General features: G+C 68.2%; 8 protein-coding genes and 2 pseudogenes. 3 read left to right on the top strand and 7 right to left on the bottom strand.

Features of this window, described 5'->3' with window-relative positions:
- Nucleotide 1: 1 nt before the first annotated feature.
- Nucleotides 2-1,162 carry an acyl-CoA dehydrogenase family protein gene (locus AB0I23_RS05590; RefSeq protein WP_359107109.1) on the top strand — a complete coding sequence of 387 codons (1,161 nt, stop codon included), beginning with the start codon at nt 2-4 and terminating at the stop codon, nt 1,160-1,162.
- A gap of 29 nt (nt 1,163-1,191) precedes the next feature.
- On the opposite strand, the gene AB0I23_RS05595 is transcribed toward AB0I23_RS05590, so the two are convergent.
- On the bottom strand, nt 1,192-1,743 hold the full coding sequence (locus tag AB0I23_RS05595; RefSeq protein ID WP_359107111.1) for a GNAT family N-acetyltransferase: 552 nt from the start codon (nt 1,741-1,743) through the stop codon (nt 1,192-1,194).
- Nucleotides 1,744-2,008: 265 nt separating this feature from the next.
- Here AB0I23_RS05595 and AB0I23_RS05600 point away from each other — a divergent pair.
- Nucleotides 2,009-2,119 (top strand): annotated as a pseudogene (locus tag AB0I23_RS05600) (IucA/IucC family protein); the annotation flags it as partial.
- An 83-nt stretch (nt 2,120-2,202) separates the two neighbouring features.
- Here the strand turns inward: AB0I23_RS05600 and AB0I23_RS05605 are convergent.
- The 5 genes from AB0I23_RS05605 to AB0I23_RS05625 all read right to left on the bottom strand — a co-directional run bounded on the left by AB0I23_RS05605 (nt 2,203) and on the right by AB0I23_RS05625 (nt 13,820).
- The gene (locus AB0I23_RS05605) at nt 2,203-2,427 is read right to left on the bottom strand and encodes a hypothetical protein (RefSeq protein WP_359107113.1); all 225 of its coding nucleotides are present in this window, start codon (nt 2,425-2,427) and stop codon (nt 2,203-2,205) included.
- A 565-nt stretch (nt 2,428-2,992) separates the two neighbouring features.
- Nucleotides 2,993-3,259, bottom strand: coding sequence for a hypothetical protein (locus AB0I23_RS05610; RefSeq protein ID WP_359107115.1), 267 nt, complete (start codon nt 3,257-3,259; stop codon nt 2,993-2,995).
- Nucleotides 3,260-3,687: 428 nt separating this feature from the next.
- Nucleotides 3,688-4,203 carry an Imm21 family immunity protein gene (locus AB0I23_RS05615; protein WP_359107117.1) on the bottom strand — a complete coding sequence of 172 codons (516 nt, stop codon included), beginning with the start codon at nt 4,201-4,203 and terminating at the stop codon, nt 3,688-3,690.
- Nucleotides 4,204-4,311: 108 nt separating this feature from the next.
- Nucleotides 4,312-4,752 carry a hypothetical protein gene (locus AB0I23_RS05620; RefSeq protein WP_359107119.1) on the bottom strand — a complete coding sequence of 147 codons (441 nt, stop codon included), beginning with the start codon at nt 4,750-4,752 and terminating at the stop codon, nt 4,312-4,314.
- 8 nt (nt 4,753-4,760) lie between these two features.
- Nucleotides 4,761-13,820 (bottom strand): DNRLRE domain-containing protein, encoded by a 9,060-nt coding sequence (locus AB0I23_RS05625; RefSeq protein ID WP_359107121.1) that lies wholly within the window; start codon nt 13,818-13,820, stop codon nt 4,761-4,763.
- Nucleotides 13,821-14,085: 265 nt separating this feature from the next.
- Between AB0I23_RS05625 and AB0I23_RS05630 the strand changes: the two are divergent.
- Nucleotides 14,086-14,239, top strand: a pseudogene (locus AB0I23_RS05630) (SIP domain-containing protein); the annotation flags it as partial.
- A 126-nt stretch (nt 14,240-14,365) separates the two neighbouring features.
- Here the strand turns inward: AB0I23_RS05630 and AB0I23_RS05635 are convergent.
- The gene (locus AB0I23_RS05635; RefSeq protein WP_359107123.1) at nt 14,366-16,003 is read right to left on the bottom strand and encodes a beta-N-acetylhexosaminidase; all 1,638 of its coding nucleotides are present in this window, start codon (nt 16,001-16,003) and stop codon (nt 14,366-14,368) included.
- Nucleotides 16,004-16,164: the final 161 nt, after the last annotated feature.

The following is a 16,164-nucleotide window of genomic DNA, read 5'->3' on the forward strand; positions in this document are numbered from 1 at the left end:
CATGTCTCTGGACCACCGGTTGACCGCCGAACACGAGGAACTGCGCCGCACTGTAGAGGAGTTCGCGCACGACGTGGTCGCCCCGAAGATCGGCGACTTCTACGAGCGCCATGAGTTCCCGTACGAGATCGTGCGCGAGATGGGGCGGATGGGCCTGTTCGGGCTGCCGTTCCCGGAGGAGTACGGCGGCATGGGCGGCGACTATCTCGCCCTCGGGATCGCCCTGGAGGAGCTGGCCCGCGTCGACTCGTCCGTCGCGATCACCCTGGAGGCCGGGGTCTCGCTCGGCGCCATGCCGGTCTACCGGTTCGGTACGGAGGAGCAGAAGCAGCAGTGGCTGCCGAAGCTCTGCTCGGGCGAGGCGCTGGGTGCCTTCGGACTGACCGAGCCGGACGGCGGGTCGGACGCGGGCGGCACCCGGACAACGGCGGTGCGCGACGGGGACGAGTGGGTGATCAACGGCTCCAAGTGCTTCATCACCAACTCCGGTACGGACATCACCGCGCTCGTCACGGTCACGGCGGTGACCGGTCGCAAGGAGAACGGCGCCCCGCTCATCTCGTCGATCATCGTGCCGTCCGGCACCCCCGGCTTCACGGTCGCCGCTCCGTACTCCAAGGTCGGCTGGAACGCGTCGGACACCCGTGAGCTGTCCTTCTCGGACGTCCGGGTCCCGGCGGCGAACCTGCTGGGCCAGGAGGGCCGCGGGTACGCGCAGTTCCTGCGGATCCTCGACGAGGGACGGATCGCGATCTCGGCGCTGTCCACGGGTCTGGCGCAGGGCTGTGTGGACGAGTCGGTGAAGTACGCCAAGGAGCGGCACGCCTTCGGCCGGCCGATCGGCGCCAACCAGGCCATCCAGTTCAAGATCGCTGACATGGAGATGCGGGCGCACATGGCCCGGATCGGCTGGCGGGACGCGGCGTCCAGGCTGCTGGCGGGCGAACCGTTCAAGAAGGAAGCGGCACTCGCCAAGCTGTACTCGTCGACGGTGGCGGTGGACAACGCCCGCGAGGCGACCCAGATCCACGGCGGGTACGGCTTCATGAACGAGTACCCGGTGGCGCGGATGTGGCGCGACTCGAAGATCCTGGAGATCGGCGAGGGAACGAGCGAGGTGCAGCGGATGCTGATCGCCCGGGAGCTGGGGCTGCCGGCCTGACGGTCGCCGGGCAGGGGCCGGGTGGGCGATCAGCTCGTCACGCCCGGCCACTCCTCGCGGAGCATTCCGAACAGCACGGTGTCGTACCGCTTGCCCGCCACCAGCACGGTGGCCCGGCGTCGGCCCTCCTCGCGGAAGCCCGCCTTGGTGAAGGCGCGGACGGCCCGCTCGTTGCCGCTCCAGGTGTCCAGCTCGATCCGGTGCAGCTCGAAGACCCCGAACAGGTGCCCCACCAGCAGCCGCAGTGCGTCGGAGCCGTGGCCGCGGCCCCAGCGGTCTCGGGCGCCGATGGTGACGCCCACGGTGGCCAGCCCGGCGAACGGGTCCAGGTCCCGGTAGTCCACCATGCCGATCACTGCGCCGTCGGCGAGGTCCTCGACTGTGAAGACGGCGGACTCCCTCGGGTTCAGCCGCAGCATCGTCTCGAAACCGAGCTCGACGGCCTCGGCCGTGACCGGGCCGAAGCACGGGTTGCCGCCGGTGGCCCAGTGCACCACCTCCGGATCGTTGCGCCACCGGAGGTGATGCTCCGCATCCTCCGCGCGCAGTGCGCGAAGCCTTACCAACTTGCCTTCGATCATCCGGAGATCGTATTCCGCCCCGCCGGGCCGGTTCACAGGAGGTCCCGGAAGCCCGAGCCTTTCCGCGGTCCGGTCACCCGACCAAGCCGTTGTGCCGCAGCCGATGCAGCGTCTCGATGGCCGTCAACTACCGCCGCTCGTAAGCCGTACCCGGCCGCACTGAGGCCGAGGACTCTGCAGGTGAGGCCGGTGGGGCGCGACAGCGTGACGAACGGGCCGACGAATTCGTCGACCACGCCCGCCATGTCGTGGGACCTGTCGAAGACGACCACATCCGGTCTGCCTGGGCGAGCGCGACCACACCTACCTCGCGCAGCAGTCCATCCGTACCTTCTCCAACACCGGCGACCCGGACCGACACTACGTCAAGACTGCGACGGGCGGACCCGACCGGTTGCTCTCTGCCGTTACCGGCCGGACGGGCTCGAACGTCAAGCCCGTCCGGCCAGGCAGCGAGAATCAGAGGTCGTCGGGCAGTAGCCGGAACGCCTTGTGACCGGTCAACGGTCGCACGGCGCGGAAGTCCCGGCGGTCGAGCGTCAGGACACACTCGGTCTCGTACGCCTCGGCCAGAACCACGTTCACCGCGTCGGCGAGGTCCATGGTCAGCGCGGCGTACCGGGTCTGGATCCCGCGCGCCTTGCGCAACGTGCCGGCCGAGACTTCTGGTACGAGCACCCTCATGGTGCGTTCCTGACCGAGCAGCCAGTCAGTGACCGCATAGGCGGCCCGCCGGTCGACGTTTCGGGTGGTGATGTGCTCGAGTGGCCGGCCGGGCGAGCAGTCCGATGCCGTCCGAGACCGGCCTGTCGTGGGCGGTGGGGCCGCCCACAACAGCGCCGATGAAGAGCGGGGCCCACGGTTCTTCCCCGGCTGCCACCAAACCGTTCCTGGGCAGTGAGCAGGAGTGAGCCCCGACTCATCGGCACGCCCCGAACGGTCTTGGGCGCGCTGGTCCTCCGCTTTCGCATCCTGGTCGGCGACGCATATCCCGTATGCGGTCCGTCCCAAGTGGGCGGAATCCCTACGACCTGGCCATATGGGTGTGGCCAGAGGCGACGGGGAGGCCCCGAACCATCTCGCTGGTGACACGGGGGCCCCGACTGCTGACGCCACACCCGGCGTCCCAGATCGCGTCACGTACGTTACGCACACCACGCCAGAAACACCCACCGATCGTCACACCGTTCACTCAATCGTGCCCATGTTCGCCAAAACGGAGTGCTGGCTCAGCAGTTGTGAACCCCCTTCAGGCCGCCCCGGCGTCGATCCATTCCGTTCCGTCACCGGGCCGGATCCGGGCGAGCCCGGCCAGACCCAGTCGGCCGAGCACGCCCAGGACGCGGTCAACGGCCTCGTCCCGCTCTGCCTCGGGGTCGATATCGACGTCGAGATGCGCCCCGAACGCTCCGGAACCCGCGCCGCTCACCTCTCCGAAACCGCCCAGCGCGTCGTTCAGCTCGTCCTCGACATCATCCCGGTCGACCGGAAGCGCCCTGTCGAATCGGATCTCCATGAAGTCCATCGGCCTACGGCTTCCCGCCGTGCCCAGGTTCGAGCTCACACCGGCAGTCGGCCCACGTCGCCGCAGGCCGCCCCGTCCGCGACCGTGAGGAACGCGCGGACCGGAGCCGGCGGCCGGGGCCCCGGCAGGCAGCTAGTGCCCCTCCCGGCAAGCTTTGCCCCGTCGCGCCGCCCAGCACGCACGCTCGCTGCGTTGGCCAAAAGCCCTGGTAGCTCCTTCCCCAAGCTCTCAACTTCGTTCGAGCAGGGGAGACCCCATCCAAGGACTTCCGGCCGCCTTGCGATCGCACGCACTGGACGACGCTCCTTCCGGGCAAACATTGCCGGTCACGGCACTAGTTCAGCAGTCGCCACTCGCTCCGCGAGGAGGGCGCGGAGCGCAATTCCTCGACGGTCCACCCGAGTTCGGCGCTCATTCCGTCACGCCCCCTCAGCGGCGGCCAGTCTGATCAGCACGAGCCAGGTGTCGTCGTCCGGCTCCACGTACGCCGACTCGACCCGGTAGCACCCCGGCGCGAGGTCCATTCGCAGGGACCCTGTGCTGCCGAGATCCTCGGCGGAGTAGGCGGAATCGAAGAGGACGACCGGACCCGGCACATCCCAGTCGGCCGACTCCTCCCACTCCGCCCTTTCCAGCGCCTGCCCGAGGGCGGCAAGCGCGGCCTCCTCGCTGTCGGCTGCCAAGCGGCGCACGAAGAGCGAGTGTTCCGGGAGGTAGACCGTCGGGGCGGGGTCGTCGCCCAGGACGAGGGCCGGTGTGCCGCCGACGTCGATCACGCCGGCGTAGTCGTCCACCGCACAGGCCCGCCCGTAGTCGCCGGCTTCCTCGTCGACGTCTCCGTCCTCGTCTTCCAGGTCTTCGGCGCCCTTCCACGCTCCGAGTACGGACTCGGGCACGGCGATCAGCGGACCGCCTTCGGTCGTGATCCACTCCATGGGCTGTCTCGGCTTCCTTCCGGTCAGCGGAGATGCGGCGGGCCCCGGGGATCGTGATGACGCTGTTGGCGTCATCGTGATCCCCGGGGCCCGCCGTGTCGTGCTGGGTCAGCCCTCGTCGTGGACGCGCTCGGCCACGAAGCGGGCCATGGGCACCGCCTGGCCGACGGCGAGCGTCGCCTTCCGGCGAGCCACCGTGGTCCTGGCCACGTCCACGGCTTCCACGAGGCGGTCCGCGAGATAGCGGGACACCTCGCGCTCCCCCCGCGTACCGAGGTCCGCGGGAACAGCGATCTGCATCGTAATCAGGCGTTCACGCCGCGAGAGCGTGCCCGTGCGCGTTCCCTCGTAGTCGGGGGCGAGGAGCGGGCCCGGTACGTGGAAGACCACGTCCACACCCGTTTCCTCGTCGGTCGGCTGCCACGGCGCCTCGTCGGCCAGCCGGGCGAGCAGCCCGATGCTGTCCGAGACCGGCCTGTTGTGGGCGGTGGGGCCGCCCACAACAGCACCGATGAACAGCGGCGCCCAGGGTTCTTCCTCGGCTGCCACACAACCTCCTAGCCGAACGGTCCTGGACTGAAGGACGGCAGGCTACCTGCCCAGCTTTCCTTGTTCAAAGGACCGGGCCATCGTGAGGTCAGGAACCTCTCGTGGGCGGTCATGTCCCTGCGCGTACCGGTGGCGATGATGTCCATCCGCTTGCCGCGCATGAACTTCCCGGAGTAGCGGGCCATGGGGTTCGCCTCGCTGGTGATGCCCCACTTGAGGTGGTCACCGGTCTTGGAATCGACCAGCTGGTACAGCGTCGTCGGACGCGAGCTGTTGAGCGAGTTGCCGTGGGTCCCGCTGGCGGCGGGCTTCGGCGGGGTCGCGGGGTTGGGTGTGAACTGTCCTCCGGGGCCACGCAGTGCCCCGTTGCACCCGGGTGCCGTCGCCGGGTTGGTGTTGTGAACCAGGAGTGCCTGGTCACCGACGAAGACGTAGTAGTCGTGGACGGCGTCGACGGTGAGGTTGTGGACCCGCTGCTGCCGCGTCGGATGCGCGACCGCGGTGATCTGCACCCACGTCCCGGACGAGGCCCGCAGCCACATGCCCGGCTCCAGCTCGCCCGCCTCGACCCAGCGGCCCGCGTCCGGCAGCCAGAACGGGTGGCCGGCGGTCGCGGTGACCTTGCCGGTGGCCTTCCCCTTCGTACCGTCGGTGTCGACGGTGAGGGTGACGAGGGACTTCTTCCCCGCGTGACTACGGGTGTTGGTCACCTCGCGGGCCCTCGAGTCGCCCGACTCGACGTCGGTCGCCAGCACCTGGTCACCGACGACCAGCTTGTCGATGTCCTTACGGCTGCCGTCAGCCATGAGGACCTCCGTGCCGGGCACGAAGCTGTTCGGCAGGGGGCAGCTCGTCGGCTCGTCCTTCGGCTTGGCCGGGGCGGCCGGCTCGTCCTTCGGCTTGGCCGGCGCGTCTGTCTTCGGCTTCGGCGGCGTCGCCGCGTCCACTACGTCGTCGACCTTGTCCTCCGCCTTGCGGACGTCGTTGGCCGTGTCGAGTGCGTCGGCGCCCTTCTTGGCGTACTTGCCGGCCTTGACCGCCGTGGCGCCGTACCCGACAAGCGGGATGGCCGAGGTCATCGACAGGGCCGCGTCCACGTAGTTGCCCTCGGCGAGGTACCACAGGCCATTCGCTACGTCGGCGACCTCGCCGACCACCGGGATCAGACCGACGACGTCGAGCGTCGCGTGTCCGATGTCCGAGAGCGACATTCCGAAGAGGTGCCCGTCGATTTCCACGAAGCTGATCGGGTTGCCGCCCGCGAAGGCGTACCGGTTCCCCGTGAAGGGGTCGGAGGCGAGCGACATGTCCGCCAGAGCCCCGGCGTACGAGTCCCGGGTCAGGAAGCGGTTCAGCCCCGGGCTGTAGTTGCGGAAGCCCATGTCGTACGTTCCGGCGCCCTTGTCCCAGCGCGCGGCGTTGAAGCGGAAGGCGTTGTAGGGCTCGGCGTCGGGGTTCGACGCGTCTTCCTTGTCGGCGCCCGTGAACTGGGACCTGTCGTCGTTCCCGTACGCCGTGTACCCGTACGTCGCCCGAGTGGTGCCGTTCTCCTTGGTGATCGCCTCCACATCACCGCGGGGGCTGTAGGTGTACTGCGAGAGCTCCTTGCTGCCGTCGTCCTTGTGCTTGATCTGGGTGGCCTGCTGGCCCGACGGCAGGTACTGGTAGGACTTGTCGGCCTTGCCGTCCAGGACCTCGCGCAGTACCTGGTTGTCCAGCCCCAGATAGGTGAAGGCCGTCGTCTTGGACTCGGTCCCGGAGGTCGTCTGGGACACCGTGCGGTCGAACGGGTCGAAGACGTACGACGTGGTCTTCGCCGCCGAGCCCGCCCCCGCCCGCGTCTTCACCGTGCGGTCGAAGCCGTCGTAGTAGTACTTCTGAATCGTCTGGCCGCCGCCGCTGACGGTGTCCAGCCGTCCGAGCGGGTCGTAGTTGTAGGTGGAGGTGACGCCGCCCGAGCTGGACGAGAGGAGGCGGTTCCTGTCGTACGTGTGGGTGGTCGTGGCGCCGCCGACCGTCTGCTCCACGACGTTGCTGTTGTTGTCGTAGGTGTAGGCCTCCAGACCGGTGGAGTCACCGGTCTTGTCGACCTTGGTCACCCGGTCCTGCGGGTCGTAGTCGAAGGCGTAGGTGTTGTCGATGTACGCCGACGAGTCATCGGCGTTCATCAGTTTCAGGACGTCCTTGGAGCGGTGGCCGTTCGGGTTGTACTCCAGGTCGTGCTGGGCGACGACCGTGCCGGCCGACGTCTTCTCCAGGGACCGCTTCACCGATCCGTCGAGGTAGTACGTCAGGTCGAGCGTGTTGCCGTTGGGCTTGGTCTGCTTGAGCGACTGGCCACGGGCCGTGTAGCTCAGCGAGGTGACCTGCTGATTCCCCGCTGTGGGCGAGTCGGCGTTGGTGACCTTGGCGACCAGGTCCCGCTCGTCGTAGTCGATCTTCGACCAGGTGAGGTCGTGCGTCGCCGTGACGGGGTTGCCGTTCTCGTCGTACGTGAGCGCGGTCGTGTTCTTGACGACTCCGGCGGTGAGTTCCTCGACCTTCGCGATCTGGTTGAGGCCGTCATAGGCGATCCGGTACGTATCGATCTTCGCGCCCGGCGAGTTGTCCTTGACCTCGACCAGCCCGCCGTTGGCGTCGTACTTCTTGGCGAAGTCCTTCTTCTCGGTGTCGGTGTCCCCGCTGTTGTTGCGGACGAGCTTCACGGCGTCGGCGAGGACGGTGCCGTTCGCCCGGTCCGTGACGCTGACCTTCTGCGGACCGTCCTCGACGAAGGCGTAGCTGCCGAGGGAGACCCATTCGCCCGTGTTGAGCGTCTGGTTGACGGCCTTGGTCGCGCTGCCCCCGTCGTGGTCGACGGTGAAGGAGGCGTCGGTCGCGGCGCCCGTCACCTTCGGGTGGCGGACGAAGACCTCGTACGAGCCGTTCTGCGGGATGTTCAGCTGCCACACGAACTTCGCTGTGCCGTCGCCGGCCGCGTGCGAGAACGTGTCGTAGCCATAGTTCTGCTCGGCCGTCGTACGGGGCCAAGTGCCCTGGGTCGCGGTGTTGTTGCTGTCGGAACTGTCGACCAGGACGACGGACTTGCCGACCGGTACGCCGTCGTCCGAGCGGCCCTTCTCGTTGCCCGACGCGTAGTACGAGGTCGTGATGGTCCGCTGCTGCGAGCCGCCCGCCGAGGTCAGCGAGCTGATCGTCTGCTGCCCCAGGTCGTTGTACTCGTAGGCGGTCTCGATGTCCCAGGGGTCGCTGGACGTGCGGGTCCAGCCGTTGTCGAAGTAGGAGTAGACGGTCTCGTTGCGGACGCTCTGCCCCTCGGACGGCGGGGCCGAGACGCGTTCGAGGTTGCCGACCGCGTCGTAGAAGTACTTCGTGATGTCGGGCGACTTGTAGCGCGAGTCGTCCTTGTCGTACGGGGAGCGCTCCTCCTTCACCCGGTTCAGTTCGTCGTAGACGGTCTCCGCGGCGAAGTCGTCCGCATCGTCCGTCGTCGCCACCCCGCGGGGGGTGATGGTCCTGGTGCGGTTTCCGACCTGGTCGTACGCGTACTTGGTGGTGCGGTGGACGACGTTCCCGGAGGCGTCCTTGTCAGTCGGGACCTTGGACTCGACCAGCGCGCCGCGCTCGTCGTAGGAGGCCAGGGCCTCGTTGCCCTCCGCGTCCGTCTGCCCGACCGTCAGCCCGTCCCGGTCGTACCGCGCCGAGGTGCTCTTGCCCAGCGCGTCGATGGTCCTGACGATCTGGTGGTTCAGGTCATAGGTGTACGCGGTGGTGTAGTCGTCGGGATCCGGTGTCGCGTTCTTCCGGAAGTCGGCGACCTTGGTGACGTTCCCGGCGTTGTCGTAGACCGACGTGGCCTTGCGGCCTTCGGCGTTACGGATCTCCACCGGCTGGTAGACCGCGTCGTACGTGGTCGTCTCGGTGAAGTCGCCGACCGTCGCGGTCGCGTTGCCCTTCGGCTCCGTGACCGTCACGGTGTTGCCGACCTTGTCGTACGTCATGGTCGTCGTGCGACCCGGGTCGGTGAGTTCGTCACCGGGCACGACCGATTCGGTCACCTGGTCAGCCCGGTCGTACACCGAGGTCGATACGGACCCGTTGGGCGCGGTCACCTTCGTGATGTTGTCGTTCGCGTCGTAGTCCGGGGCTGGTGTCGTGATGAAGACGCCCGCCGCCTGGTCCTTGGGTTCCTTCTTCACCAGCGGCCGGCCGTAGACGTCGTAGGTCTGGGTGACCTGGGCGCCCTTGGCGTTGGTGACCTCGGTGACGTTGCCGCGCTCGTCGTACTCGAAGCCTGACGGCGCGTTCTTGGCGTCGGTGATCGTCGCCGGGAAGCCGACGGGCTGGAAGTCGCTGTTGACGGTCGCGTGGCCGTTGGCGTCGATCGACTTCGTCAGCTGGCCGTACGTGTCGTACTCGGACTTCGATGTGTAGTCGTCCAGCGTCGCCGTCGCGACACCCTTGGGGTCGGTGACCGAGGTCAGGTTGCCGCGGGGGTCGTAGCCGAACTGCCAGGTGCGGCCCTCGGCTGAGGTCTTGCGGTAGAGATCGGCGATGTGACCGTTCAGGCCGGTGGAGTAGGTGAAGGTGCGGGCCGCGGTGCCGTTCTTGTTGGCCTCGGCGTCCTTCTGCTCCAGCGGGTATCCGGTCTTCTGGTCATAGATCCAGGTGGTGACCGCCCCGTTGGCCTCCTCCAGCCGGGCTACGTTGTTGTCCGCGTCCCAGTTGACCTTGCTGATCTCCGACTTGGCGTTGGTGATCTGCGTGGCGCGCCCGTAGCCGTCGAGCACCTGCGTGGTGACGTGGTTCTCCGCGTCCGTCACCTTGGTCTCGATCACCGAGCCGGCGCTGCCGTCCGGGTCGGTGTACACGAAGCCCGTGGTGCCGCCGAGCCGGTCGGTGACCTGCTGGGTACGCCAGTGGAACTTCGGGTCCTCACCCTCGCTCGGGTAGTAGTAGTCGAGCGAGGTGGCGTTGCCACGCGGGTCGGTCGTCTTGACCAGCTTGACGTTCTTGTTGCCCTGGGTGGCGTCGTACTCGAAGAGGAACACCTTCGGCTGGGACGATCCCGCGCCGTCGGTGAGCTTGGTGAGCAGCCCCTTGTCGGAGTACTCGAAGGCCAGCTTGCGCCCCGAGATGTCGGTCATCGACCTGACGTGGTCGATGATCTTCGGGTTGCTGCTCTCGGCCTTGGAGTAGTAGTCGAGGGTGAGCGACTGCCGGCCGGCCGGGTCGGTGATGTACCGCAGGAACTTGACCGGCTTGTTGTTGGACTTGCGCTCCTCGTAGGTGAACGCCTGGGTGTTGCCGTTCTTGTCGGCCACCGAGGTCACATAGCCGTCGCAGTCGAAGAAGAACTGCGTGCGGTCCGGGCGGGTCAGCGACCAGGCCTTCGGGTCACCGTCCTTGTCCGGGGTGCAGTCCACGCCTGAACCCTGCTCCAGCAGGTAGTGCACGCCCGCGGGCGCCTTCCACGACCCGTCCTCCTGCTTGCGGAAGATGTGCGAGGTGCCGTCGCCGTCCGGCAGGGTCACCTCGCTCGGATTCGGGTTGGGGTGGAAGTCGAGGGCCGCGCCGAGGCGCAGTGGCGAGGCGGCCTGGGCCGACCACCCGTGGCCGAGGACGGTGTCCGAGGTGTCGAGCGAGTTGTATGCGAAGCGGGCGAAGGTGGACAGTCCGCGGCCCGGGTTGCTGAAGGCGTTGTACTGCCAGACGGTGTTGCCGGCGTAGACATTGTTCATGAGCGTGCCGCCGGCGCCGGTGTTCTTCCCGCTGTACGAGAAGAACTTCTCCATGCCCAGTTGGTCGGAGGTCGGGTCCTCCACCCGGACGTTCTGCGCGAGCGGCGGGATGGACTCGGTGGCCGAGAGCCAGGTACCGGCCGTTTTGTTGCGCAGGTCCCACTTGAGTACGTAGTCGAGGCGCTTGTTACCCGAGTCGGAGTTGATCGGGGCCTTCAGCTGCGCCTTGACGGTGACGGTCTCACCGGGCAGGACGTTCTTCGGCAGCGCTGTCTCCAGCTGGTTGCCGCCGGTGGTGGCGTCCGTGCCGTCGGGCAGGGACCAGGTGTAGGAGAGGGCTTGGTCCGCGGACTTCCACTCCGTGGTGGTGGTGTTGGTGAGGGTGACGTCGATGCCGTACTGGTCGCCCGGGATCATCCGCGACGGGGTGTCGGGGGCGAAGTAGGTGGAGTCCGTGGTCTTGTCGATGTACGTGACGGCGAGCTGCGGCCGCAGTTGCGGCTCCTCGGCCTCCGAGGACAGGAACAGGGTGCGTTCCTGCGGTCCGGTGTCCGACTCGTCGCTGAGTCTGACGGCCAGGCCCTTGTTGGCCGCCGGGTCCGTGACCCAGCTCTGGGCGAGCGAGGTGATGTACCAGCTCTGCCGGGCCGGGTCGTTGGTGACGTTGCCGACCGTGTCGGCGACGGCGGGGTTCATGTCGCCGCCCGCCGTGGTCCAGGTGGTGGCCGCGTCGGCCTTGGTCCAGGATGCGGCGGATTCGTCGAAGGCCCGGTTCAGTCCGTGCACCTCGTAGACCGCACCGGTCGTGCCGGTGGTGGTGGTCGTGCCCCACAGGTCGAGCTGGGCCTCCAGTACGCGCGACGAGGCAGGTATCCCGCTCAGGGTGGGGAACTTCAGCAGTGCCCGGGTCTTGCCGTAGGTCGTGGAGTTGTTGCCCACCGACAGCCAGGGGTGGTTGATCCCGGACTCGGAGATCGCGTCGTGGCCGGTGGTGGGCTGGGCGCTGGACAGGGTGGTGTCGCTCGCGTCGCCCTGCAGTACCGCGGTCGTACGGCCCGCCTTGGGCAGCCGGACGATCTGTGTCGGGGCCGGGATCACCTGCCCGTCGCGGGTCTTCACCGCGACCATGTAGTAGTAGACGTTCCCGAAGGTGTCGGCGGAGTCCGCCGGGGTCGGGGTCGCGGTGGAGTCGGTGAAGGCCCTCGTGGTCGACGCGACGGGCGCGACCAGGGTCTGCGAGGACGGGGTGAAGGTCTGGAAGACGCTGCGGTGGACCTGGTACTCGACGATGTCGTCGGCCGTCGTCGCGGCGGACGGGTCGGCGTACGCGGACCAGTCCAGCTCGGCGCCGGTGGAGTGGATGACCTGGGGTGCGTCGAGGGTGACACCGGGGCGGCCCCAGGTCAGCACCAGACGCGGGTAGTTGGCGACCTCGCCCTTGTAGGCGTACTCGGCGGCCTCGTAACGCGGACCGCCCTTGGGGGCGTTCGCCGCCTCGCTCTGGGCCTTGACGACGAAGCCGTGGTTGGGGTCGGTGCCGTTGACCCAGGACTGCACGGTCTTGGTCACGGGGAAGGAGTGCCAGGTGTTCGTGACCCCGGGCTGCTTGGTGGCGACGCCGCCCTTGGTGAGCCGTACGGCGTCGGCGATGACGGAGGTGGTCGTCGAGGCCGGACCGTCACCGAGGACGACCTTGCCGGTCGTGCCCGCCTTGAACGGGTGGCTGCCGAGCGTCTTCCATACGCCGCCGGTCCCGGCGGTCTGGTCGACGGTGTAGGCCTTGGAGCCGCCGTCGTACGTCACGGTGTACGGGACGTTGGTGGCACGGTCGGAGGCGGGGACGTTGTGCACGTCGACCCGGTAGGTGCCGTCCTCGGGGATCTGCGGCTGCCAGGTGTAGGTGTCCCCGGCGATCGTGTCCTTGTTGTACAAGTAGTCCTGGTTGACGGCGTACTGCGTGTACGCCGTGTTCGTGGACGCCGGCCAGGCCCCCTTGGCGGCGGTCGTACCCGCGTCCCGGTCATCCACGAGGACCGAGGTGCCGGACAGCTCACCCGTGATGCCGTTGGACTTGGCCCAGGTGGCGGTGGTCTCGTCCCAGGCGGCGGTGGCGCGGTGCGCCTCCAGCGGGACTTCCGTGTCGCCCGTGGTGTGCGTCTGGTCGTAGTACAGCCTGAGGTCGGCGGAGTCCAGCTTGGTGCCGACCGGGACGCCGGTCAGCGGGAACCGCACGAGGGCACGGGACGATCCGGTGCTCGTGTTGCCGACGGACAGCCGCCAGTTCCCGTCGTAGTTGGCGGTCGGGTCGTCCGAGGAGATCATCACGTCCTGGGACTGGGTGGACGTCGGCGCGATCTGGATCGTCGGGTCGATGACGACGGGGTACTGCCGCTCCGGGGCTGCCAGCCACTTCGCGTCGGGCCGCAGGCTCAGTTCGTACGCGCCCCGCCTGCCCGTGAGCTTCTGCTGGACGGCGTCGGTGGCGGACGTCCCGTACGGCGACTTCGCGCTCTTCTTCGCGTCCGTCATGAACGGGGCGGGAATGACCAGTTCGGGGCGCGTGGGGCCCTGGCTCTCGCTGTAGAGGGCGATCGCGCCGTTCTTCAGCTGCTTGGCGTCAAGGCCCTTGGTGTCGAGCGTGAAGGTGTACTCGGTGCTCCCGGCGGGCGGGGCCGCCAGAACGATGTCTTCCTTCACCGACCCGTGGCCCACGGTGTACCGGAGGTCCGCGCCGCTGCCGAGGGCATCGGCGTAGCCGACGGTGGAGCCGTCCGCCTTCGGGGTGAGCTTCCGGACCGCGGGGCCCTTGATGCCGAGGGCGGCCCAGTGGCCCTGGTCGGTTTCGAAGCGGACGAGCTGATGGGGGTCGGTGCCGAACCAAGTGCGGGCGAGGTTGGTGGTGTTGGCGTGGCTGAAGCCGGTGCGGTCGGCGGGGCGTACCGCCGTGTCGATCGCCTTCCACTCCTTGCCCGACTCGTAGTGCGTCGGGGCGCCGGAGACCTCGGCCTGGATTCTGCCGTCGGACAGTTTCCAGTAGCGCGCGCTGGGCGTGCGTCTTTCCTTGAGCTCCGCCGTCCGCTTCGGCTTGGGTGCGTCGCGCCCGTCGGGGAGGTGTTCGTTGGCCGGCACCCCCTGGTCGGGGAGTTTCGGCGGCCGGGATCTCTCCCTATTGTCACCTTCACCGTCTGCACCGAACCAGCCCTTGACCTCGTCGATGAGCGCTCTGCCCTCGACCGGGGCGGCGAACGCCGGTTGTGGTGTCCCGGCTAACAGAAGCGCCGTGATCGCGCTGGTCGTCAGATGTCGGCGTGTGCGTGGTCCCAGCATCGCGTGTCTCCCTCTCAGTGCCTTCGGACCGCGCCGGACCAGGCTCTTCGCAGGGTGCCGCGAAACGTCTGGGCGGTAACGGTCGGTTCCGGACCGGCGCCCCAGCGTTCGTCACCGGCGGGAGAGTTGTACTGCGCACGGAGGGGTTCATGTCAACCGTTGGGACGGAAGGGGCATTGCGCCCTTAAGGCACCTTCGCCCGCAGAGCCACCGAGGGCGCCTTGAACCGAAGCCCATTCAGCTTCATATGCGGTCAGGCCGAGCAGGGACCCCGTACGTCTGGATCGCGGGCGAGTCCTCCGAGGTGCGGGCGCTGCGCCGACACCTCGTACAGGAGCGGCAGTTCGACCGTAAGCGGGGTGACCTTCGTCGGGTCCTGGCGCCGCGGGCTCAGCGAGGAGCAGCTGCGCGCGGAAACAGCCACCGAAGACGCATGGAAGACCGTTCAGACGGTTACCTACGACCAGAGCGACTGTCCGGAGATCGAGGACAAAGGGTGCCCGGGCAGGGTCCAACCAGGCCCGCCCGGGCACCTGTTCAAGCCCTCACTCCGCACCCCAGGGAACCTGCGGCGACCGGTAGTAGTCGATCCCGAGCGCAGAGAACCGCGGCCCCTGCGCAGCCAGCCGCACCTTGTACGACTCCCAGTCATGCGTGGCCGCGGGCGACCACCCCAGCTCGGCAACCCCCGGCAGCCGCGGGAACGCCATCTGCTCGACCTCGTCGCTGTTCGTCAGCGTCTCCGACCAGATCGGCGCCTCGACACCGAGGATCGAACCCTCCGGGGCGCCTTCGAGGTACGTCGCCGGGTTCCAGTCGTAGGAACGCTGCACCTCGACATAGCCGGCCCAGGCCAGGCCCAGCTCGGTGTCCTTGTTGTACTTCATGTCGAGGTACGTACGGTCCGCCGGGGACAGCACCAGCTTCGTGCCGTTCTTCGCCGCGTCCGCCACCTGCTTGCGCTCGGCGGCGCCCGTCCGGTCGTAACCCCAGTACTGGGCGACCGCGCCCGCGACGGGCGTGGCCCCGGTCAGCTGATGCCAGCCGACCACGGTCTTGCCGTACGTGCCGACGATGGCCTGCGCCCTGTTCATGAACGTCACGTAGTCGTCGTGACTGGTGGAGTGCGCCTCGTCGCCGCCGATGTGAAGGTATGTGCCCGGCGTCAGCGCGGCCAGCTCACGGACCACGTCGTCCACGAACGTGTACGTGATCGGCTTCGGCACGCACAGTGAGCTGAAACCGACGCTCGTGCCGGTGTAGAGCGGCGGTGCGACACCGTTGCAGTTCAGCTCGGCGTACGAGGCGAGTGCCGCGTTCGTGTGGCCCGGCAGGTCGATCTCCGGCACGACCTCCAGATAGCGGGAGGACGCGTACCGGACGATCTCCTTGTAGTCGCTCTTGGTGTAGTAGCCGCCGACTCCCCCGCCGACCTCCGTCTGCCCGCCGTACGTGGCCAGCTGCGGCCAGGAGTCGATGGCGATGCGCCAGCCCTGGTCGTCGGAGAGATGCAGATGGAGCTTGTTCATCTTGTAGAGGGCGAGCTGGTCGATGTAGCGCTTGACCTCGGTGACGGAGAAGAAGTGCCGGGAGACATCGAGCATCGCGCTGCGGTACGCGTAGCGCGGCGCGTCCGTGACCGTGCCGCCCGCGACCTGCCACGGCCCCGCCTGGCGGCTGTTCTTCTCCACGTCCGCCGGGAGCAGCTGACGGAGCGTCTGGACGCCGTGGAAGAGGCCTGCCGGGCCGAGCGCGGTGATGGTGACGGATCCGTGGCTCGACTTCAGCGTGTAGCCCTCCGCGCCCAGCCCGCTGTCGTGGGAGCCGAGCCGGAGCCGGATGCCGTCACTGCCGCCGCGGTCGGTGACCGGCAGGGCGTACCCGGTGGAGGGGCGCAGCACGCCCGCCAGATAGGTGCCGATCCTCCGGGCCTCGCCGGAGTCGTGGTCGACGCGGATCTTCGTTCCCGCGGTGATGGTGTACGGGGAACCGCCCGCCTTCACCTCGGCGGGGGCGGGCACGATCTGCCCGAGCGGACGGGGCGCGGTGGCGGAGGCCTGGCCGTTGTGCGCCACGGATCCTCCCGGAGCCGCGCCGACACTGGAGATTCCGGCCGCCGTGACGAGCAGCAGCGAGCCGAGCAGACGGGGAAGTGCGGTGCGCTGTGTCCTGTGCAGTCTCACAAGCCGGGTCCCTTTCGACGGGTTCACACCTGTGGATCTCCTGAGCAACGAACCATCACCATGCGTATCGTGCGCCTCACGCGTGGTCAAGGTGTAGACCACTTCCCCGTTCTGCGGCCGACGGAATCACCCGGCGCGCAAGGCGCTCGAACGGGCCGAAA

It is taken from the genome of Streptomyces atratus (genome assembly GCF_040655115.1).
GTDB lineage: Bacteria > Actinomycetota > Actinomycetes > Streptomycetales > Streptomycetaceae > Streptomyces > Streptomyces atratus_D.

What these genes read in the sequence shown, in the direction of transcription:
- AB0I23_RS05590 (WP_359107109.1), top strand. Translation starts at nt 2, where the DNA reads ATGTCTCTGGACCACCGGTTGACCGCCGAACACGAGGAACTGCGCCGC.
- AB0I23_RS05595 (WP_359107111.1), bottom strand. Translation starts at nt 1,743, where the DNA reads ATGATCGAAGGCAAGTTGGTAAGGCTTCGCGCACTGCGCGCGGAGGAT.
- AB0I23_RS05605 (WP_359107113.1), bottom strand. Translation starts at nt 2,427, where the DNA reads ATGAGGGTGCTCGTACCAGAAGTCTCGGCCGGCACGTTGCGCAAGGCG.
- AB0I23_RS05610 (WP_359107115.1), bottom strand. Translation starts at nt 3,259, where the DNA reads ATGGAGATCCGATTCGACAGGGCGCTTCCGGTCGACCGGGATGATGTC.
- AB0I23_RS05615 (WP_359107117.1), bottom strand. Translation starts at nt 4,203, where the DNA reads ATGGAGTGGATCACGACCGAAGGCGGTCCGCTGATCGCCGTGCCCGAG.
- AB0I23_RS05625 (WP_359107121.1), bottom strand. Translation starts at nt 13,820, where the DNA reads ATGCTGGGACCACGCACACGCCGACATCTGACGACCAGCGCGATCACG.